At 61.0% G+C, this 20,670-nt stretch carries 16 protein-coding genes, 4 tRNA genes and 1 rRNA gene; all 21 read right to left on the minus strand.

Translation table 11 applies throughout. From position 1 onward, the window contains the following. The 21 genes from rplC to rrf all read right to left on the minus strand — a co-directional run bounded on the left by rplC (position 1) and on the right by rrf (position 20,663). A complete protein-coding gene (gene rplC, locus C6V82_RS16135; protein WP_102588114.1) occupies positions 1–639 on the minus strand; it encodes a 50S ribosomal protein L3 in 639 nt (212 codons plus the stop codon). A gap of 149 nt (positions 640–788) precedes the next feature. After that, on the minus strand, positions 789–1,100 hold the full coding sequence (gene rpsJ, locus C6V82_RS16140) for a 30S ribosomal protein S10 (protein WP_021819602.1): 312 nt from the start codon (positions 1,098–1,100) through the stop codon (positions 789–791). 162 nt (positions 1,101–1,262) lie between these two features. Further along, a complete protein-coding gene (tuf, locus tag C6V82_RS16145) occupies positions 1,263–2,456 on the minus strand; it encodes an elongation factor Tu (RefSeq protein ID WP_102588113.1) in 1,194 nt (397 codons plus the stop codon). A gap of 29 nt (positions 2,457–2,485) precedes the next feature. Next, on the minus strand, positions 2,486–4,606 hold the full coding sequence (fusA, locus tag C6V82_RS16150; protein WP_102588201.1) for an elongation factor G: 2,121 nt from the start codon (positions 4,604–4,606) through the stop codon (positions 2,486–2,488). Positions 4,607–4,714: 108 nt separating this feature from the next. Further along, complete coding sequence (gene rpsG / locus C6V82_RS16155; RefSeq protein WP_102588112.1) at positions 4,715–5,185, minus strand: 30S ribosomal protein S7; 471 nt, start codon at positions 5,183–5,185, stop codon at positions 4,715–4,717. Between the two features lie 186 nt (positions 5,186–5,371). Continuing rightward, positions 5,372–5,746 carry a 30S ribosomal protein S12 gene (gene rpsL, locus C6V82_RS16160; protein WP_102588111.1) on the minus strand — a complete coding sequence of 125 codons (375 nt, stop codon included), beginning with the start codon at positions 5,744–5,746 and terminating at the stop codon, positions 5,372–5,374. Positions 5,747–5,905: 159 nt separating this feature from the next. Beyond that, entirely contained in the window at positions 5,906–10,126 is a 4,221-nt protein-coding gene (gene rpoC, locus C6V82_RS16165; protein ID WP_102588110.1) for a DNA-directed RNA polymerase subunit beta', read from the minus strand. Between the two features lie 10 nt (positions 10,127–10,136). Next, complete coding sequence (gene rpoB / locus C6V82_RS16170; RefSeq protein WP_102588109.1) at positions 10,137–14,216, minus strand: DNA-directed RNA polymerase subunit beta; 4,080 nt, start codon at positions 14,214–14,216, stop codon at positions 10,137–10,139. 233 nt (positions 14,217–14,449) lie between these two features. Continuing rightward, positions 14,450–14,821: a 50S ribosomal protein L7/L12 gene (rplL, locus tag C6V82_RS16175; RefSeq protein WP_102588108.1), complete on the minus strand. Its 372-nt coding sequence runs from the start codon at positions 14,819–14,821 to the stop codon at positions 14,450–14,452. A 90-nt stretch (positions 14,822–14,911) separates the two neighbouring features. Continuing rightward, positions 14,912–15,415: a 50S ribosomal protein L10 gene (gene rplJ / locus C6V82_RS16180; protein ID WP_102588107.1), complete on the minus strand. Its 504-nt coding sequence runs from the start codon at positions 15,413–15,415 to the stop codon at positions 14,912–14,914. Between the two features lie 283 nt (positions 15,416–15,698). Then, complete coding sequence (gene rplA, locus C6V82_RS16185; protein WP_102588106.1) at positions 15,699–16,391, minus strand: 50S ribosomal protein L1; 693 nt, start codon at positions 16,389–16,391, stop codon at positions 15,699–15,701. A 2-nt stretch (positions 16,392–16,393) separates the two neighbouring features. Then, on the minus strand, positions 16,394–16,825 hold the full coding sequence (gene rplK, locus C6V82_RS16190; protein WP_102588105.1) for a 50S ribosomal protein L11: 432 nt from the start codon (positions 16,823–16,825) through the stop codon (positions 16,394–16,396). Between the two features lie 88 nt (positions 16,826–16,913). Next, a complete protein-coding gene (gene nusG / locus C6V82_RS16195) occupies positions 16,914–17,447 on the minus strand; it encodes a transcription termination/antitermination protein NusG (protein WP_102588104.1) in 534 nt (177 codons plus the stop codon). A gap of 8 nt (positions 17,448–17,455) precedes the next feature. Next, a complete protein-coding gene (gene secE / locus C6V82_RS16200) occupies positions 17,456–17,824 on the minus strand; it encodes a preprotein translocase subunit SecE (RefSeq protein ID WP_102588103.1) in 369 nt (122 codons plus the stop codon). 71 nt (positions 17,825–17,895) lie between these two features. Beyond that, positions 17,896–17,971 (minus strand) — tRNA-Trp (locus C6V82_RS16205). Between the two features lie 148 nt (positions 17,972–18,119). Further along, positions 18,120–18,194: transfer RNA gene (locus C6V82_RS16210), tRNA-Thr, on the minus strand. Positions 18,195–18,230: 36 nt separating this feature from the next. Next, positions 18,231–18,304: transfer RNA gene (locus C6V82_RS16215), tRNA-Gly, on the minus strand. 50 nt (positions 18,305–18,354) lie between these two features. Beyond that, positions 18,355–18,438 (minus strand) — tRNA-Tyr (locus C6V82_RS16220). 118 nt (positions 18,439–18,556) lie between these two features. Further along, a complete protein-coding gene (locus C6V82_RS16225; protein ID WP_102588102.1) occupies positions 18,557–19,396 on the minus strand; it encodes a type III pantothenate kinase in 840 nt (279 codons plus the stop codon). Continuing rightward, the gene (locus C6V82_RS16230) at positions 19,393–20,376 is read right to left on the minus strand and encodes a biotin--[acetyl-CoA-carboxylase] ligase (RefSeq protein WP_102588101.1); all 984 of its coding nucleotides are present in this window, start codon (positions 20,374–20,376) and stop codon (positions 19,393–19,395) included. The genes C6V82_RS16225 and C6V82_RS16230 overlap by 4 nt, the downstream gene beginning before the upstream one ends. A gap of 171 nt (positions 20,377–20,547) precedes the next feature. Next, positions 20,548–20,663: ribosomal RNA gene (gene rrf / locus C6V82_RS16235) — 5S ribosomal RNA — on the minus strand. Positions 20,664–20,670 lie beyond the last annotated feature (7 nt).

Raw genomic sequence — 20,670 nt, forward strand, 5'->3', positions numbered from 1 at the left:
TCAGCCTGCTTTCACGGCGCTGCGAACGATGACGTCACTGCCAGTGGCGCCAGGCACGGCACCCTTGACCAGCAGCAGGTTACGCTCGGCATCGACACGCACGACTTCGAGGCTCTGGACGGTGCAACGCACGTTGCCCATCTGGCCTGCCATCTTCTTGCCCTTGAACACGCGGCCCGGAGTCTGGCACATGCCGATGGAACCCGGCGCGCGATGCGACAGGGAGTTGCCGTGGGTGTTGTCCTGGGTACGGAAATTCCAGCGCTTGACGGCGCCCTGGAAGCCCTTGCCCTTGGAGGTGCCGGTCACGTCGATGATCTGACCAGCTTCGAAGAGGGATACAGTGATTTCGCCGCCCACTTCCGGAGTGTCGTCGCCATCTGCCAGGCGGAACTCCATCAGCGAACGACCGGCCTCGGTGCCTGCCTTGGCGAATTGCCCAGCCTGGGCCTTCGACAGGTGCTTGGCCTTGCGGGAGCCGGTTGTCACCTGAACCGCGCTGTAGCCGTCGGATTCGACGGTCTTGACGCGAGTCACGCGGTTGGGCTCAACCTCGATAACGGTTACGGGCACGGACGCGCCATCTTCGGTGAAGACGCGGGTCATGCCGGCCTTCCTACCGACCAAACCGATAGTCATTCTCAGTCTCCTTTAGTGTACGGGGCTATCACCCGCTATGGCTGCCCTTTCCAGAGCATTCCACTAGCACGTTGTATGACGCCTTCCCGGCGTGGCGGCTGCTGCTCATACGTTTGAAGAGCGCTGGGCCGCGAGTGTCTAGTGTGGAATCAGTCGAGCTTGATCTGCACGTCAACGCCAGCGGCGAGGTCGAGCTTCATCAGCGCATCGACGGTCTTTTCCGTGGGCTCGACAATGTCGAGTACACGCTTGTGGGTACGAATCTCGTACTGGTCGCGCGCGTCCTTGTTGACGTGCGGCGAGATCAGCACGGTATACCGCTCGCGATTGGTCGGCAGAGGGATCGGACCACGAACCTGGGCGCCGGTACGCTTGGCGGTTTCAACAATCTCCGCGGCGGACTGGTCGATCAGGCGATGGTCGAAGGCCTTCAACCGAATGCGAATCTTCTGGTTCTGCATTTGCCCTTAACTCCAATGGATCTCGACGGCGCGAGCCGTCTACCCACGCATTCAAAGGATGCGCATTATAGGCACGCCGTAAGTCAGTGTCAAACACTCATGCGGGTGCGCAGAAAGGGGGCTCCTTGCGGAGCCCCCTTCGATCACTCAGAAGCGCAAAACTTACTGAACGATCTTGGCCACGACGCCGGCGCCGACGGTGCGGCCGCCTTCACGAATGGCAAAACGCAGACCTTCATCCATGGCGATCGGGTTGATCAGGGTGACAACCATCTTGACGTTGTCGCCCGGCATGACCATCTCGACGCCTTCCGGTAGCTCACAGGTACCAGTGATGTCAGTGGTACGGAAGTAGAACTGCGGACGATAGCCCTTGAAGAACGGGGTGTGACGACCACCTTCTTCCTTGGACAGCACATAGACTTCAGCTTCGAAGACGGTGTGCGGCGTGATGGTGCCCGGCTTGGCCAGCACCTGACCACGCTCGACGTCGTCACGCTTGGTGCCACGCAGCAGGGCGCCAACGTTCTCGCCGGCACGACCTTCGTCGAGCAGCTTGCGGAACATCTCGACACCAGTGACAACCGTCTTGGTGGTATCACGGATACCGACGATCTCGATCTCTTCGCCAGCCTTGACGACACCGCGCTCGATACGACCGGTCACCACAGTGCCGCGGCCAGAGATCGAGAACACGTCCTCGATCGGCATCAGGAACGGCTGATCGATGGCACGCTCGGGCTCCGGAATGTACTCGTCCAGGGCCTTGATCAGGTTGGCAACGGCGGTGGTACCCATGCCGTTGTCATCCTTGCCTTCGAGGGCCATCAGCGCGGAACCGGTGATGATCGGTGTGTCGTCGCCCGGGAAGTCGTACTCGGACAGAAGCTCACGCACTTCCATCTCGACGAGCTCGAGGAGCTCTTCGTCATCGACCATGTCGGCCTTGTTCAGGAACACGACGATGAACGGTACGCCAACCTGACGCGACAGCAGGATGTGCTCGCGGGTCTGCGGCATGGGGCCGTCAGCGGCGGAACAGACCAGGATAGCGCCATCCATCTGGGCGGCACCGGTGATCATGTTCTTGACGTAGTCGGCGTGCCCCGGGCAGTCGACGTGCGCGTAGTGGCGCTGCTCTGACTGGTACTCAACGTGAGAGGTGGCGATGGTGATACCACGCTCACGCTCTTCCGGAGCGTTATCGATGGAATCGAATTCGCGCCAGTCACCACCGAACACCTCGGCGGACACACGGGTCAGGGCCGCAGTCAGAGTGGTCTTGCCGTGGTCGACGTGACCGATGGTGCCGACGTTGACGTGCGGTTTGGAACGTTCAAATTTTTCCTTAGCCACTGCTATAACCTCTTTACGTTAGCTAACGGTTAACCGTTCTGGTTGATGACGGCTTCAACGACGCTGGAGGGCGCCTCGTCGTACTTCGCGAACTCCATTGAGTAGCTCGCACGGCCCTGGGTCGCAGAGCGCAGATCGGTTGCATAACCGAACATCTCACCCAGTGGCACCATTGCGCGGATGACCTTGCCCGAAGACGAGTCATCCATACCCTGCACCAGACCGCGACGACGGTTCAGGTCGCCCATGACGTCACCCATGAAATCCTCGGGGGTCACGACCTCGACCTTCATCATCGGCTCCAGCAGCACGGCCTTGGCCTTCCTGGCGCCTTCCTTGATTGCCATGGAAGAGGCCACCTTGAACGCGTTCTCGTTGGAGTCCACGTCATGGTAGGAACCATCATACAGCGTGACCTTGACGTCGATCATCGGGTAACCCGCGATGACACCGTTCTGCAGCTGCTCGAAGGCCCCTTTCTCGACGGCACCCACGTACTCCTTGGGTACCACACCGCCGACGATCTCGGAGGAGAACTTGAAGTGCATCTCTTCGTCTTCGCCCTTGTCCTCTTCGGTCAGCGGCTCGATGCGCAGCCAGACGTGGCCGTACTGGCCGCGACCGCCGGACTGACGAACGAACTTGCCTTCCTGCTCGACCTTGCCGCGAATGGTTTCGCGGTAGGCGACCTGAGGCTTGCCGATATTGGCTTCGACCTTGAACTCGCGACGCATGCGGTCGACGATGATGTCCAGGTGCAATTCGCCCATGCCGGAGATGATGGTCTGCCCGGTTTCCTCGTCTGTCTTGACGCGGAACGACGGATCTTCCTGGGCCAACTTGCCAAGGGCGATACCCATCTTCTCCTGGTCACTCTTGGTTTTCGGCTCGACGGCCACCGAGATCACCGGATCCGGAAACTCCATGCGCTCGAGAACGATCTTGTTGTCGAGGTCGCACAGGGTATCACCGGTCGTCACGTCCTTCAGGCCGATACAGGCGGCGATGTCGCCAGCGCGCACTTCCTTGAGCTCTTCGCGGGAGTTGGCGTGCATCTGCACCATACGTCCCACGCGCTCCTTCTTCTGCTTGACCGAGTTGTAGACACTGTCACCGGTGTTCAGCACGCCCGAGTAGACGCGGATGAAGGTCAACGTGCCGACGAAGGGGTCGGTTGCGATCTTGAATGCCAGCGCCGCGAAAGGTGCATTATCGTCGGCTTCACGCGTGTCGACGGTGCCATCCTTGTCGTCCAGCTCACCCTCGATGGCCTTGACCTCGGTGGGTGACGGCATGTATTCGATGACACCATCGAGCACCGCCTGCACGCCCTTGTTCTTGAACGCTGAACCGCAGGTGACCAGCACGATCTCGTTGGACAGCGTACGAGCACGCAGGCCAGCCTTGATCTCTTCGGTGGTCAATTCACCACCTTCGAGATACTTGTCCATCAGCTCCTCGGAGCCTTCGGCGGCGGCCTCGATCATCTGCTCACGATACATCTCGGCGGTTTCCTGCAGATCCGCCGGAATATCCGCGAGCTCGTAGTTCATGCCGAGACTTTCTTCGTCCCAGACGATCGCCTTCATCTGAATCAGGTCGATGACGCCCTTGAACTCTTCCTCGGTGCCCCAGTTGATCTGGATCGGCACGGCGTTGGCACCGAGACGCTCCTTGAGCTGGTCGACCACCATGAAGAAGTCGGCGCCAGTGCGGTCCATCTTGTTGACGAACACCATGCGCGGAACTTCGTACTTGTTGGCCTGACGCCAGACGGTCTCGGTCTGAGGCTGAACGCCGGAGCTGCCACACAACACCACCACGGCACCGTCGAGAACACGCAATGAACGCTCCACCTCGATGGTGAAGTCAACGTGTCCGGGAGTGTCGATGATGTTGATGCGGTGCTCATCGAACTGCTTGTTCATGCCCTGCCAGAAGCAGGTGGTCGCCGCGGACGTAATGGTGATGCCGCGCTCCTGCTCCTGTTCCATCCAGTCCATGGTGGCAGCACCATCATGAACCTCACCCACCTTGTGGGACAGGCCAGTGTAAAACAGGACACGCTCGGTCGTAGTGGTCTTGCCGGCGTCAACGTGAGCGACGATACCGATATTGCGGTAACGCTTTAGCGGAGTCTTGCGTGCCACGATGGATATCTCCATTGCTGTGAAGCGTCGCCCCGAGGGGCGACCCTTCGTGGATGGAACTCTTGGTCAGTCACGCTTCTTGCGAAACGCACACTTAGAAGCGGGCACTTAGAAACGGTAGTGCGAGAAGGCCTTGTTGGCCTCCGCCATGCGATGAACGTCTTCGCGCTTCTTGACCGCAGAGCCCTTCCCTTCGGCGGCGTCCAGCATCTCGCCGGCCAGACGCTGCACCATGGTCTTCTCACCACGGCGACGAGCGGCATCCACCAGCCAGCGCATGGCCAGCGCCTGGCGGCGTGATGGACGCACCTCGACCGGCACCTGATAGGTCGCACCACCCACGCGGCGCGACTTGACCTCGACCATCGGCTGGATGGTTTCCAGCGCCTTGTCAAAGATCTCCAGCGGCTCTTCATTACTGCGCTCGGCAACCCTGTCCAGCGCACCGTAGACGATGCGCTCAGCTACGGACTTCTTGCCGCTGACCATCAGGTGGTTCATGAACTTCGCCAGACGCTCGCTTCCGAATTTGGGATCCGGGAGGATATCGCGTTTGGCAGCAACTCTTCTTCTAGGCATGATAAGCCCTCTGTAAAGGGTCCTTCAGGTAAACCCGAGACGCTCACCTTGCGGTGCGCTCGACCTTACTCTTATCAGACCGATGCCCTATGTCCTGTCTGCCGGCCACATTGGCCGACGTCGCTACGCGTTCTTTCCGCGCCCCACTGACGCTTGCAATCGCAGCGCCGCCTGAACCTTCGAGGATCAGGACTTGGGACGCTTGGTGCCGTACTTGGAACGGCCCTGCTTACGGTTCTGCACGCCGGAGGTGTCCAGGGCGCCACGCACGGTGTGATAACGCACACCGGGAAGGTCCTTTACACGGCCGCCGCGGATCAGGACCACGGAGTGCTCCTGAAGGTTGTGCCCCTCGCCACCGATGTACGAGGAGACCTCGAAACCGTTGGTCAAACGAACACGGCACACCTTACGCAGTGCGGAGTTCGGCTTCTTGGGGGTAGTGGTGTAGACGCGCGTACAAACGCCGCGCTTCTGCGGGCAGGCCTGCAGCGCCGGCACGTCGCTCTTGCTGACGGGGCGCTTGCGCGGCTTGCGCACGAGCTGATTGATCGTTGCCATGGGTAGTAGCTGACTCCAATGGGTTGCCTTGCTGCCATTTCAGCGGGCGCGGGCGTACCCACCCCACTGTTAAAGGCTGCGCATTCTAATGGCTGACGCCATCCGCCGTCAACCCCGGCGCCCCGCTCGTTGAGCCTGGGCGCCGGGTGGCGGGCGGTGTCAGATCTCGTCGTCGTCCGAATCCAGCGCGGTGAGCTGGGCGCCCAGCTCCTGCTCGACATCGAAGGCCGACGGGTGGAGCAATCGGTCGCTGTCTTCACGCTTGCGCCGACGCTCCGCGTGGTGGGTGAGGCCGGTACCGGCCGGGATCAGACGCCCCACCACCACGTTTTCCTTCAGGCCACGCAGATAGTCGCGCTTGCCTGTCACCGCCGCCTCGGTCAGTACCCGCGTGGTCTCCTGGAAGGAGGCCGCGGAGATGAACGACTCGGTGGCAAGGCTGGCCTTGGTGATACCCAACAGTACCCGCTGGTACTTGGCCGGGAACTTCTCGTCCTTCTCGAGTCGTGCGTTCTGCTCGAGCACCCTCACCAGTTCGACCTGGTCACCCGGGATGAAGTCGGAGTCACCGGACTCGGTGATCTCGACCTTACGCAGCATCTGACGCACGATGACTTCGATGTGCTTGTCGTTGATGCCGACACCCTGGAGACGGTAGACCTCCTGGATTTCCGCGGTGATGTACTTGGCGAGCTCCGCGACACCCAGCAGACGCAGGATATCGTGCGGGTTGCTCGGGCCGTCGGAGATCACCTCGCCCTTCTCGACGCTCTCGCCTTCGAAGACGGCGATCTGGCGCCACTTGGGAATGAGCGCCTCGAACGGATCGGCGCCCCCTTCCGGGGTGATCGTCAGGCGACGCTTGCCCTTGGTTTCCTTGCCGAAGCTGATGACGCCGCTGATTTCCGCCAGGATCGAGGGCTCCTTGGGCTTGCGTGCCTCGAACAGGTCGGCAACGCGCGGCAGACCACCGGTGATGTCCTTGTTGGCGGATGCTTCCACCGGGATACGCGCGACGATCTCGCCCACCCCGATCTTGGCGCCGTTGTCGGCGGTGACGATCGCCTTGCCCGGCAGCAGATACTGCACCGGGGCATCGGATCCGGTAACCGTGACCGACTTGCCGGCTTCGTCGGAAAGCAGGATCATCGGCCGCTTGTCGCGCCCGGCCATCGGGCGCGCCGCGGCCTCGATCACCTCGATGGAGGAAAGCCCGGTCATCTCATCCACCGTGCGGTGGATGGTCAGCCCTTCGTCCATGTCGGCATACTGCACCTGACCTTCCGCCTCGGCGACGATCGGGTGGGTGTGCGGATCCCACTTGGCCACCGCCTGGCCGGCGTCGACGCTGTCGCCGTCGCGCACCGAAAGCTCGGCGCCATAGGGCAGCTTGTAGTATTCGCGCTCGCGACCATGGTCATCGGCGACGGCCAGGGCACTGGAGCGGGACACCACCACCAGCTTGCCATCGCCACGTTCGACGTACTTGATGTTGTGCAGACGCACCTTGCCGCCATGCTTGACCTGCACACTATCCACCGCGGAGGCACGAGAGGCCGCGCCGCCGATGTGGAAGGTACGCATGGTCAGCTGCGTGCCGGGCTCACCGATCGACTGCGCGGCGATGACACCCACCGCCTCACCGATGTTGACCTGGTGGCCACGGGCGAGATCACGTCCATAGCAGCTGGCACAGACGCCGTGCCCGGTCTGGCAGGAAATGGCACTGCGCACCACGATCTCGTCGACACCCATGGTGTCGAGCTCGGCGCACCACTTCTCGTCGAGCAGCGTGCCGCGGGGAATCAACACCTCGTCGGAAGCAGGATCGATGACGTCCTGGGCCACGACACGCCCCAGCACGCGCTGTGCCAGCGACACGATGATGTCACCGCCTTCGATGACCGGGTGCAGCGTCAGGCCATTCTCGGTACCACAGTCGACCTCGGTGATCACCATGTCCTGGGCGACATCCACCAGGCGGCGCGTCAGGTAACCGGAGTTGGCCGTCTTGAGGGCCGTGTCCGCCAGGCCCTTGCGTGCGCCGTGGGTCGAGATGAAGTACTGGAGTACGTTCAGGCCTTCGCGGAAGTTGGCGACGATCGGCGTTTCGATGATCGAACCGTCCGGCTTCGCCATCAAGCCACGCATACCCGCCAGCTGGCGAATCTGGGCGGCGCTACCACGCGCACCGGAGTCGGCCATGATGAACACGCTGTTGAAGGAGTCCTGTTCGACCTGGTTGCCTTCACGGTCGGTCACGGTCTCCTTGGAGATTCCGACCATCATCGCCTTTGCCACCTTGTCATTGGCCTTGGACCAGATGTCGATGACCTTGTTGTACTTCTCGCCGGCGGTGACGAGGCCCGAGGAGAACTGGTCCTCGATCTCCTTCACCTCTTCCTCGGCGCCTTCGATGATCTCGGCCTTGGCATCCGGGATGACGAAGTCGTTGACGCCGATCGAGGCACCCGACCAGGTCGCCAGGCGGAAGCCGGTGTACATCAACTGGTCGGCGAAGATCACGGTCGGCTTGAGGCCGGCACGACGATACACCTCGTTGAGCAGCTTCGAGATCGCCTTCTTCTTCATCGGCTGGTCGACCAGCTCGAAAGGCACGCCCTTGGGCAGGATACGGAACAGCAGCGCACGACCCACGGTAGTGTCGAAGATCGACCGCGTCTCGATGAGTTCTCCGCCCTCCTCCTCGGCGACGAACTCGGTCAGGCGCACCTTGACTCGCGCATGCATCGACACGCTCTGGGTACCGAAGGCACGCTCGACCTCGTTGAGGTTGGCGAACACCATGCCTTCGCCCTTGGCGTTGATGCGCTCGCGAGTCATGTAATACAGACCCAGCACCACGTCCTGGGACGGCACGATGATCGGTTCGCCGTTGGCCGGTGACAACACGTTGTTGGTGGCCATCATCAGCGCCCGCGCCTCGAGCTGAGCTTCCAGCGTCAGCGGCACGTGCACGGCCATCTGGTCACCGTCGAAGTCGGCGTTGTAGGCGGCACACACCAACGGGTGCAGCTGAATCGCCTTGCCTTCGATCAACAGCGGCTCGAACGCCTGGATACCCAGACGGTGCAGGGTCGGAGCGCGGTTCAGAAGCACCGGATGCTCGCGAATGACATCGGCGAGGATGTCCCACACTTCGGGCAGCTCACGCTCGACCATCTTCTTGGCGGCCTTGATGGTAGAGGCGTAGCCAAGGCTCTGCAGCTTGGAGTAGATGAACGGCTTGAACAGTTCCAGCGCCATCTTCTTGGGCAGACCGCACTGGTGCAGGCGCAGGGTCGGGCCGACGGTAATCACCGAACGACCGGAGTAGTCGACGCGCTTGCCCAGCAGGTTCTGACGGAAGCGGCCCTGCTTGCCCTTGATCATGTCGGCGAGCGACTTCAGCGGGCGCTTGTTGGAACCGGTGATGGCCCGGCCGCGGCGACCATTGTCGAGCAGCGCATCAACCGCTTCCTGCAGCATGCGCTTCTCGTTGCGCACGATGATGTCGGGCGCATTGAGGTCGAGCAGCCGCTTCAGGCGGTTGTTGCGGTTGATCACCCGGCGATAGAGATCGTTGAGGTCGGAGGTCGCGAAGCGGCCACCGTCCAGCGGCACCAGCGGGCGCAGGTCCGGCGGCAGCACCGGCAGCACTTCCATGACCATCCACGCCGGCGCATTGCCGGAGTTATAGAAGGCTTCCAGCAGTTTCAGGCGCTTGGAGAGCTTCTTGATCTTGGTCTCGGAGTTGGTCTGCGGAATTTCTTCACGCAGCCGATCGATCTCCTCGCCCAGGTCAATGTCCTTGAGCAGCGCCTGCACGGCTTCGGCGCCCATGCGGGCGTCGAAGTCGTCACCGAACTCCTCGAGGGCCTCGAAATACTGCTCATCGTTGAGCAGCTGGCCACGCTCGAGGGTGGTCATGCCCGGGTCGATGACCACGAAGCTTTCGAAGTACAGCACGCGCTCGATATCGCGCAGGGTCATGTCCAGGAACATGCCGATACGTGACGGCAGCGACTTGAGGAACCAGATATGCGCAACCGGCGAGGCCAGCTCGATATGCCCCATGCGCTCACGGCGCACGGCGGCCTTGGTGACCTCGACGCCGCACTTCTCGCAGATGATGCCACGGTGCTTCATGCGCTTGTACTTGCCGCACAGGCACTCGTAATCCTTCACCGGGCCGAAGATCTTGGCACAGAACAGGCCATCCCGCTCCGGCTTGAACGTCCGGTAGTTGATGGTCTCGGGCTTCTTGACCTCACCGAAGGACCAGGAGCGAATCATGTCCGGTGACGCGAGCGTGATCTTGATCGCATCGAACTCGTCGGACTGTGATTGCGATTTGAGTACTTTCACCAAATCTTTCATTGCAAGGCTCCTAGCTCTCTAACTCGATATCGATGCCCAGCGAGCGGATTTCCTTCACCAGCACGTTGAAGGATTCCGGCATGCCCGCCTGCATGGTGTGGTCGCCATCCACGATGTTCTTGTACATCTTGGTGCGCCCCTCCACGTCATCGGACTTGACGGTGAGCATCTCCTGGAGGGTGTAGGCCGCCCCGTAGGCTTCCAGGGCCCAGACCTCCATCTCCCCGAAGCGCTGGCCACCGAACTGCGCCTTGCCACCCAGCGGCTGCTGGGTTACCAGGGAGTAGGAGCCGGTAGAGCGCGCGTGCATCTTGTCATCCACCAGGTGGTTGAGCTTCAGCATGTACATGTAGCCGACGGTCACCGAGCGATCGAAAGAATCACCGGTACGTCCGTCGTAAAGCGTCATCTGGCCGGAATCAGGCAGCCCGCCAAGGCGCAGCAGGTGCTTGATCTCGTGCTCGTCGGCGCCGTCGAACACCGGCGTCGACATTGGCACACCCGCCTTGAGGTTCTTGGCAAGCGCGATCACTTCGTCATCGGACAGGCTGTCGAGCTCCTCGACCCGGGTTCCCGGCGTGGAGTTGTAGACCTGGCCGAGGAACTCACGGATTTCACCCAACTGCTGGTCGCGTGCATCACGCAACAGGTGCTCGATCCGGCGACCCAGCCCCCATGCCGCAAGGCCAAGGTGGGTCTCGAGAATCTGACCGACGTTCATCCGCGACGGAACGCCCAGCGGATTGAGTACCACATCCACCGGCTCGCCGTTGTCGTCGAAGGGCATGTCCTCGATCGGCATGATCGCAGAGATGACACCCTTGTTACCGTGACGGCCCGCCATCTTGTCACCCGGCTGCAGGCGACGCTTGACCGCCATGTAGACCTTGACGATCTTCAGCACGCCCGGCGCCAGGTCGTCGCCTTGGGTCAGCTTGCGCTTCTTGTCCTCGAAACGCTCGTCCATTTCGCGACGGCGGTTCTCGAGTTGCTCATCGGCCTGAGCCAGCAGCTCGTTGAAGGTTTCATCCTGCATGCGCAGCTTGAACCACTGCTGACGCGGCAGCTCCTCGAGATAGCTCTCGGAAAGCACGTCATCCTTCTTGAGCTTGGGCCCACCATTGACCGGCTGGCCGCTCAGGGTGCGCTTGAGGCGCTCGAAGGTCGCATCCTCGGCGATACGGTAGGTCTCCTGGAGATCCTTGCGCACCTCGTCGAGCTGCATCTGCTCGATGGACAGCGCACGCGAGTCCTTCTCGACGCCATCGCGGGTGAACACCTGGACGTCGATGACGGTACCGCGCATCCCGGTGGGGGCACGCAGCGAGGTGTCCTTCACGTCGGAGGCCTTCTCGCCGAAGATGGCCCGCAGCAGCTTTTCCTCCGGGGTCAGCTGGGTCTCGCCCTTCGGCGTGACCTTGCCCACCAGGATATCGCCGGGACCAACCTCGGCACCGATGTAGACAACACCCGCTTCATCCAGCTTGCCCAGCGCCGACTCACCCACATTGGGAATATCGGAGGTGATCTCCTCCGGCCCAAGCTTGGTATCGCGCGACACACAGGTCAGTTCCTGGATGTGAATGGTGGTGAAACGGTCTTCCTGGACCACCCGCTCGGACAGCAGGATGGAGTCCTCGAAGTTGTAACCGTTCCAGGGCATGAAGGCGATACGCATGTTCTGACCAAGAGCCAGGTCACCCATGTCGACGGACGGGCCATCGGCAAGGATGTCACCACGTGCCACTTCGTCGCCAGGGCGCACGATGGGACGCTGGTTCATGCAGGTGTTCTGGTTGGAACGCACGTACTTGGTGAGGTTGTAGATATCGACACCGGCTTCGCCGCCGATGATCTCATCCTCATTGATACGCACCACGATGCGCCGGGCATCGACGGAATCGATCACACCACCGCGCCGCGCCACGGCGCAGACACCGGAGTCACGGGCCACGAAACGCTCCATGCCGGTACCGACCAGCGGCTTCTCGGCACGCAGGGTAGGCACGGCCTGACGCTGCATGTTGGCACCCATCAGGGCGCGGTTGGCATCGTCGTGCTCGAGGAACGGGATCAATGCCGCCGCCACGGAGACCACCTGACGCGGTGACACGTCCATCAGGGTGACCTGCTCCGGGCGCATGAAGGTGGTCTCGCCCTTGTGACGAACCTGCACCAGGTCATCGACCAGGCGCCCCCCTTCATTGACGGTGGCGGAGGCCTGGGCGATGACGAAGTCGCCTTCCTCGATGGCCGACAGGTGAACGACATCGTCGGTTACCTGGCTGTCCACGACCTTGCGGTACGGCGTCTCGAGGAAGCCGTAGCTGTTGGTGTGGCTGTAGGTGGCCAGCGAGTTGATCAAGCCGATGTTGGGGCCTTCCGGCGTCTCGATCGGACACAGGCGCCCGTAGTGCGTGGCGTGAACGTCACGCACCTCGAAGCCGGCACGCTCGCGGGTCAGACCGCCCGGGCCAAGCGCCGAGACACGACGCTTGTGAGTGACCTCGGAAAGCGGGTTGTTCTGGTCCATGAACTGCGACAGCTGGCTCGAGCCGAAGAACTCCTTGACCGCCGCCGCCACGGGCTTGGCGTTGATCAGGTCCTGGGGCATCAGGCCTTCGCTCTCGGCCATCGAGAGGCGCTCCTTGACCGCGCGCTCGACACGCACCAGACCCACACGGAACTGATTCTCGGCCATTTCGCCAACGCAGCGAATCCGACGGTTACCCAGGTGGTCGATATCATCGACCTCACCGAAGCCGTTACGGATATAGATCAGTTCCTTGAGCACATCCAGGATATCGCGCTGATCCAGCACGCCGGAACCGGTATCGGCATCACGCCGCAGCCGACGATTGAACTTCATGCGCCCAACGCCGGAGAGATCGTAACGATCCTCGGAGAAGAACAGATTGTTGAACAGCGTCTCGGCGGCTTCCTTGGTGGGCGGCTCGCCAGGACGCATCATGCGATAAATCTCGACCAGCGCCTCGAGCTGGGAACCGGTGGTATCCAGCTTCAGGGTGTCGGAGACGAACGGACCGCAATCGAGATCGTTGGTATACAGGGTCTCGAGGCTGGTGATACCCGCCTTGCCAATCTTTTCGAGCAGCTCCGGGGTGATCTCGGTATTGCAAGGGCAGATCAACTCACCGGTGTTCGGATCGACCTGGTCGCGCCCCAGGGTCTTGCCGAACAGGTACTCCATCGGCACTTCAAGACGCTCGAGCCCGGCCTTTTCCAACTGGCGGATGTGCTTCTGGGTGATCCGCCGACCTTCCTCGACGATCACGTTACCCTCGCCATCCTTGATATCGAAGGTCGCGGTCTCACCGCGCAGACGCGACGGTACCAGCTCCACCGAGAAGCCGGACTTCTCGAGGTGGAAGGTGCTGGTCTCGAAGAATTCCTCGAGAATCTGCTCGGCGCTCATACCCAGCGCGCGCAACAGCACGCTTGCCGGCAACTTGCGGCGCCGGTCGATGCGCACGAAAACGCTGTCCTTCGGGTCGAACTCGAAGTCCAGCCAGGAGCCACGGTAAGGAATCACACGAGCGGAATACAGCAGCTTGCCGGAAGAATGGCTCTTGCCCTTGTCGTGATCGAAGAACACACCCGGCGAGCGGTGAAGCTGGGAAACGATGACGCGCTCGGTGCCGTTGACGACGAAGGTGCCGTTCTCGGTCATCAGGGGGATTTCCCCCATGTAGACTTCCTGCTCCTTGATGTCCTTGATCGCCTTGTTCGATGACTCCTTGTCATAGATGATCAGGCGAACCTTGACCCGCAACGGAGCCGAGTAGGTGACGCCGCGCAGCTGGCACTCCTTGACGTCGAACGCCGGCGTGCCGAAACGGTAACTGACATACTCCAGCGCCGCGTTGCCCGAAAAGCTCTCGATCGGAAACACGGAGCGGAAGGCCGCGTGCAGGCCGATCTCGATACGCTCCTCGGGCGAGCGATCCTGCTGGAGAAAGTCGTAGTAGGAATCAAGCTGGATCGCCAGCAGGTAGGGCACATCCATCACTTGGGGCAGTTTGCCGAAATCCTTGCGGATGCGTTTTTTCTCAGTGTATGAGTAAGCCATCTGTATTCCCCAGCTTGTTCACCATGGGTGACCGATGCGTGGTCGGCGCCACCCGACAGGAGAGGCTCCGTCAGGCGATGAAGGCAAGCGCCAAAAGGGCCGCTCGCCTTCGAAATTCGGCTGGCCGTACTGCTAATGCAGAGGCCAGTGACAACAGAAAAAGGCCGGCAGCGGGTGTCCCGCCACCAGCCGTGGAAGCTTACGCAGCGCGTAAAGCCGTGGAGACCAAGGGGTTACTTGAGCTCCACGCTCGCGCCGGCTTCTTCCAGCTTGGCCTTGGCCGCTTCCGCGTCGTCCTTGGACAAGCCTTCCTTGATGGTCGCAGGAGCGCCGTCGACGGCACCCTTGGCTTCCTTCAGACCCAGGCCAGTGATCTCGCGAACCACCTTGATCACGTTGACCTTCTTCTCGCCAGCAGCGGTCAGAACAACGTCGAATTCAGTCTGCTCTTCCTCGACAGCAGCTTCACCGCCGCCCGGGCCAGCCACAACAGCTGCCGCGGCGGAAACGCCGAACTTCTCTTCCATCGCTTCGATCAGCTCGACGACTTCCATTACGGACATGTCGGCGACGGCGTTGATGATGTCTTCTTTGGTCAGTGCCATTGTCACAGTTCCTAACTTTGCGGGAGCCCCGGTTTACCGGTGGCTCGAGGATTCAATGTTCGATTCGGGCTACGCAGCAAGGTTCGCCGATCAGGCGGCTTCTTCCTGCTTCTGGTCGCGCAGCGCAGCGAGGGTACGAACCAGCTTGCCGGCGGAAGCCTCCTTCATGACGGACATCAGCTTGGCGATGGCTTCGTCATAGGTCGGCAGGCTTGCCAGGCGGTCGATATCGGCAGCCGGGATCAACTCACCTTCATAGGCCAGCGCCTTGACTTCGAAGTTCTTCTCGTCCTTCGCGAAATCCTTGAACAGACGGGCGGCAGCGCCCGGGTGCTCGGTGGAAAACGCCAGCAGAGTCGGACCTACGAAGCTGTCATTCAGGCACTCCCACTGAGTGCCAGACAGGGCGCGACGTGCCAGGGTGTTGCGAACAACACGCAGCTGGACGCCATTCTCGCGTGCCTGCTTACGCAGACCGGTCATCTTCTCGACCGTGACGCCACGAGAATCGGCAACTACGACGGAGAGCGCATCCTTGGCCGCTTCACTGACCTCGGCAACAATTGCCTTCTTGCCTTCGAGTGCTAGTGGCACAGTGATCACTCCTTCGTGCCGGAACCTCGCGATGAGGACTCCGGTGGTTACCATCTCCTTCGCGACGATACCGAGGCATCGGCGCGAAGGTCCTGGGTGATGGTGCTCACCAGAAACCTGGCGGCCACACCATCTGCGCAGGCCACCCCGAAGGGATGATTAAGCCACCCCATGCAACCAGGCGGCACCTGCGGTCTTTGACGGTGCCCCGCCGGCGAGTCTTGTCTCGACACGGGGACCGCAAAGTTCATGCTACAAACCCGTACCACTCACACGCTGGTCTTCAGACCAGAGCCGAGTGGTCCACGGTGATACCCGGGCCCATGGTGGTGGACAGGGTAATCTTCTTCAAATAGATGCCCTTGGAAGTACTCGGCTTGAGCCGCTTCAGGTCGGAAACCAGCGCTTCCAGGTTGCCCTGGATGGCGGTTGAGTCGAAATCGACCTTGCCAAGGGTAGTGTGAATAATGCCGTTCTTGTCGGTGCGGAAGCGCACCTGACCCGCCTTGGCATTCTTCACCGCAGTGGCGACATCAGGCGTCACGGTGCCAACCTTGGGGTTCGGCATCAGGCCGCGCGGGCCAAGAATCTGACCCAGTTGCCCGACCACACGCATGGCATCCGGCGAGGCAATGACCACGTCGAAATCCATCTGGCCTTTCTTGACCTGCTCGGCAAGGTCGTCCATACCGACGATGTCGGCACCCGCTTCCTTGGCTGCATCGGCGTTGGCACCCTGGGTAAAGACGGCAACACGCACGTCCTTGCCAGTACCGTTGGGCATGACGGTGGCGCCGCGCACGACCTGGTCGGATTTACGCGGATCGACACCCAGATTGATCGCGACGTCCAAGGATTCCTTGAACTTAACGGTGGACAGCTCGGAAAGCAGTGCCACGGCATCTTCCAGGGAGTAGGTCTTGGTCGCATCAACCTTTTCGCGAATCAGCTGCGCGCGCTTGGAAAGCTTGGCCATGATCAAAGACCCTCCACGTTCAGGCCCATGCTGCGGGCACTACCTGCAATGGTACGCACAGCGGCGTCGAGATCGGCAGCCGTCAGATCCGGCTCCTTAGTATGGGCGATCTCTTCGAGCTGCTCGCGGGTCACGGTGCCGACCTTCTTCTTGTTCGGCTCACCAGAGCCGGACTTGATGCCAGCCGCTTTCTTCAGCAGGACCGCGGCGGGCGGGGTCTTGGTGATGAACGTGAAGCTGCGATCGGAATAGACGGTGATGACCACGGGAGTCGGCAGACCCGGCTCGATGTCCTGAGTGGCCGCATTGAAGGCCTTGCAGAACTCCATGATGTTAACACCGTGCTGACCCAGCGCGGGGCCCACGGGGGGACTCGGATTGGCTTTGCCAGCTGCAACCTGCAGCTTGATGTAAGCCTGTACTTTCTTGGCCATATTGGACTCCAGTTGGGTAATAGCGCCTTGCGGCTCCCCGGTTACGCGGCCGACTCGTCGACCGCCTTACAGACGTCAGGGCGAGTGGCTACTCCTTCTCGACCTGCGCAAATTCAAGCTCGACAGGCGTTGCACGCCCAAAGATCAACACACTGACCTGGACACGGCTCTTGTCGTAGTTCACCTCTTCGACCACGCCATTGAAGTCGGCGAAAGGCCCATCGATGACACGCACCGACTGGCCTGGCTCGAAGAGCGTCTTCGGCCGCGGCTTGTCCGTACCATCCTGGACGCGCCGAAGGATGGCATCGGCCTCTTTTTGGGAGATGGGTGCCGGCTTCTCCTTGGTACCGCCGATGAAGCCCATGACACGCGGCGTTTCATTTACCAGGTGCCAGGTCTCATCCTCCATCTCCATCTCGACCAGCACGTAGCCGGGATAGAACTTCCGCTCACTCTTGCGGCGCTTGCCGTCACGCACCTCGACGACTTCTTCGGTCGGCACCAGGATTTCGCCGAAGCGGTCTTCCATGCCGTACATCTTCACGCGCTCGATCAACGAGCGCATGACATGCTTCTCGAAGCCGGAGTAGGCGTGCACGACGTACCAACGCTTGGACATGAGAGCTCCTAACCAATGACGCCGGACATCGCCCAGCCAAGTAGGGTGTCGATCAGCCACAGCATCAGACCGACCACCAGCACGGCAACCAGAACAATGGCCGTGGTCTGAACGGTCTCAGGGCGCGTCGGCCAGACCACGCGCTGAATTTCTTTCTTTGCATTCCTGGCCAGCTCGACGAGCTCACGTCCCTTGCCAGTCGTCAGCGCCACCAGCGCCGCTCCGGCACTGAGCGCGACAACGCCCAGGACTCGGTACAACAGGGCCTGGTCGGCGAAGTAGGTATTGCCGACAACTGCAAGAACCAGCAGAGTAACGACAACCGCCCACTTGAGCCCGTCATGGCGCGACTCCTGCACCTCGGCGCTATGCTTCATGAAAACGAGACTCCTCAGGCGCGGCAATCGAAACGTGAAATTTTACGGGATCTCGCCAGCCTGGGGAAGACTGGCAGGCCAGGAGGGAATCGAACCCCCAACCTGCGGTTTTGGAGACCGCTGCTCTGCCAATTGAGCTACTGGCCTGTAACTGCTTCATCACTACCCTTTGCGGGAAAGCCGAACAACAGCGGGCGCCATGATAGCGAAAGCCGCTCTGCCTGGCAACCCCTGCGCCGCGCAACCACCACGACCCAGAAAGAAAAAGGCGAGCCTTGGCTCGCCTTTCCCAATGTGGAGCTCATGGACGGATTTGAACCGTCGACCTCACCCTTACCAAGGGTGTGCTCTACCCCTGAGCTACATGAGCACGACTCGAGATATCACACGAACTTCATGAGATATCTGGAGCGGGCAGCGGGGATCGAACCCGCATCATCAGCTTGGAAGGCTGAGGTTCTACCATTGAACTATGCCCGCCTACCCACTCTTGCGGCCTTTACCCGCTGGATTAAGCGGCGACCAGAATCTGGTGGAGGGGGAAGGATTCGAACCTTCGAAGCTTTCGCGGCAGATTTACAGTCTGCTCCCTTTGGCCACTCGGGAACCCCTCCAGTGGCGGCAAATTCTACCACCTCAATGTTCGATGTCAAGTATCTGTTTTATCAGCGATCTTAACCGGGTGCACAACAGCTCGTTGAAGCGCTTCCCTGACGAACGCGGCGAATTGTGTCAAAGCAGCATGGAAAATGCAAGGCCTGCCCGAATCTTTTCCAATGACACCGGGACGGGCACATAGGGCGCGCCAGACATGCGTCCTGCGCGTTCCGCAGCCGTCAGCGGAAAACAGGCCTCAAGCCCGCCATAGACCATGTCCGGCCATACCGCGTGTGGTACCTGTATGCCCCGAGATACCACCCGAGCATCCCCGCCGGTCATCAACAGCGGCAAGGCTACCCCTTCGGTATCGCAGACTTCAGCGTAAACCCGGTTGATGGCACTGACAGCCGCCATGTAAATTCCATGATTGACCGCCTCGACCGTCCGCCGGCCGGGAGCAAGCAGCTCTTCTGCTTCACTATCGGGGTCAATCGCCACATTGCGGGTACCAAGCTTCAGGCTTTCTTTCATCAACCGCAGGCCCGGCAAGATGTATCCCCCGAGATGGCGACCGCCTGGCAGCACGAAGTCGATGGTGATCGCACTGCCACAATCTACCGCACAGCAGCCGCCTGCCAACTGGTAGCCGGCCAGCGCGCCCATCCAGCGATCCACCCCCAGCCGCTCTGGCTCCTTATAACCATTGATGACCCCCAGTGCCTCTGGTGCCGAATGCGCAACATGCACCGCCCCGACTTTGCGGCGCAAAAGACTTACTGTCTCCTGCAGCACGGTCTTGCGTGCCACGCTGGAGATTCGCACGGCCTCGACCACGTCGAGATCGGGAATGTCAGAACCTGGGCGCCACTCTTCACGCGTCCACACCGCTCCACGCGAACGGATCTCGCTACTGTTGGCATCCTTGAGGCGCCACTTGGACAGGGTGTTGCCGATATCCAGGTCCAGAATCATTGGCGAGCACGCACGCTGACTTCTCCTCCCGCGATACTGAGTCGTCTTTCACCCTGCCGCACCCAGAGATTCCCCGAGACATCCACGCCCTCCGCCACCGCGGCCTCACGCTCACTCCCGCGCAGAATATCAACCACCTGCCCGGCATAGGCGTGGCGGGCATTCCAACGCTCCTGCCATCCAGCGAAGCCGAATTGTTCAAAACTCGCAAGCAACTCCAGCAGAGATTCGATCAGTTCTACCGCCAGGGTATTTCGCGAAAGTCCTGGCGCCTGATCATGGACTGCAGCCACCGGCTGATCGATACCGGCGCGAAATTCGTCGGGAAGGTCGATATTGATGCCCGTTCCAAGCACCACCTCACATGGCCCCGCCGCATCACCACTGACCTCGACCAGAATGCCCGCAAGCTTGCCGAGCTGCCCATTATCACTTTCGAGCAACACATCATTGGGCCACTTGAGTCTCGCTTTCACACCATGCCGCTCCAATACCTCAGCAAGCACCACGCCGATCGCCAGACTCAACCCCTCGAGAACCGCCACACCGCCTTCAAAGCGCCACCCTGCCGACAGCATCAAGGTGCGCCCCCACGGTGTGGTCCATACGCGACCACGCCGGCCGCGACCAGCACTTTGCTGCTCTACCAGGCACACCTCACCATGCCCTGCACCCTGCTCGAATCTCTCGCGAAGAAAAGCGTTGCTGGAAGGCAACGTCTCTTCGACAAACAAGCGCACCAGATGCAAACGCGATTCTCGCGACAATTCAGACACAATGAGGCTGCCATCGAGAAGTTCCAGTGGCTCCGCCAAGCGATATCCCTGCCCCTTCACCGCCTGCATGGCGATCCCCAGGGACTCAAGCTTCCTCAACTGCTTCCACACCGCTGCCCGGGACACACCCAGTCGCTCCCCGAGCTGCTCCCCGGAATGGAATTCACCATCGCTCAACAGGCGGATCAAATCTCCGATGGTCATGCTTACGCCCCAGACGGGAAAGCCATCATTCTAGCGGATGCGCACTGCCCCCGGAAACGCCACAGACCAAAGTCCCACCAGGAAATACCCACCAATCGCCAGACCAGCTTGGCAAAAACGCAAAAGGCCCCGAGCGCGTGAGCGCTCGGGGCCTTTTACTGGGTATTAGGTGCCTGACGATGACCTACTCTCGCATGGGGAAACCCCACACTACCATCGGCGCTAAGCGGTTTCACTGCTGAGTTCGGCATGGGATCAGGTGGTTCACGCTCGCTATGGTCGTCAGGCGAAAAG

The organism is Halomonas urumqiensis, assembly GCF_003028575.1.
In the GTDB taxonomy this organism is placed as follows: domain Bacteria; phylum Pseudomonadota; class Gammaproteobacteria; order Pseudomonadales; family Halomonadaceae; genus Halomonas; species Halomonas urumqiensis.

Coding starts and splice junctions, on each gene's coding strand:
- C6V82_RS16225 (WP_102588102.1), bottom strand. CDS start 19,396: ATGATTCTGGACCTGGATATCGGCAACACCCTGTCCAAGTGGCGCCTC.
- rplA (WP_102588106.1), bottom strand. CDS start 16,391: ATGGCCAAGCTTTCCAAGCGCGCGCAGCTGATTCGCGAAAAGGTTGAT.
- rpoC (WP_102588110.1), bottom strand. CDS start 10,126: ATGAAAGATTTGGTGAAAGTACTCAAATCGCAATCACAGTCCGACGAG.
- secE (WP_102588103.1), bottom strand. CDS start 17,824: ATGAAGCATAGCGCCGAGGTGCAGGAGTCGCGCCATGACGGGCTCAAG.
- rpoB (WP_102588109.1), bottom strand. CDS start 14,216: ATGGCTTACTCATACACTGAGAAAAAACGCATCCGCAAGGATTTCGGC.
- rpsG (WP_102588112.1), bottom strand. CDS start 5,185: ATGCCTAGAAGAAGAGTTGCTGCCAAACGCGATATCCTCCCGGATCCC.
- rpsJ (WP_021819602.1), bottom strand. CDS start 1,100: ATGCAGAACCAGAAGATTCGCATTCGGTTGAAGGCCTTCGACCATCGC.
- nusG (WP_102588104.1), bottom strand. CDS start 17,447: ATGTCCAAGCGTTGGTACGTCGTGCACGCCTACTCCGGCTTCGAGAAG.
- C6V82_RS16230 (WP_102588101.1), bottom strand. CDS start 20,376: ATGACCATCGGAGATTTGATCCGCCTGTTGAGCGATGGTGAATTCCAT.
- rplK (WP_102588105.1), bottom strand. CDS start 16,825: ATGGCCAAGAAAGTACAGGCTTACATCAAGCTGCAGGTTGCAGCTGGC.
- rpsL (WP_102588111.1), bottom strand. CDS start 5,746: ATGGCAACGATCAATCAGCTCGTGCGCAAGCCGCGCAAGCGCCCCGTC.
- rplC (WP_102588114.1), bottom strand. CDS start 639: ATGACTATCGGTTTGGTCGGTAGGAAGGCCGGCATGACCCGCGTCTTC.
- rplL (WP_102588108.1), bottom strand. CDS start 14,821: ATGGCACTGACCAAAGAAGACATCATCAACGCCGTCGCCGACATGTCC.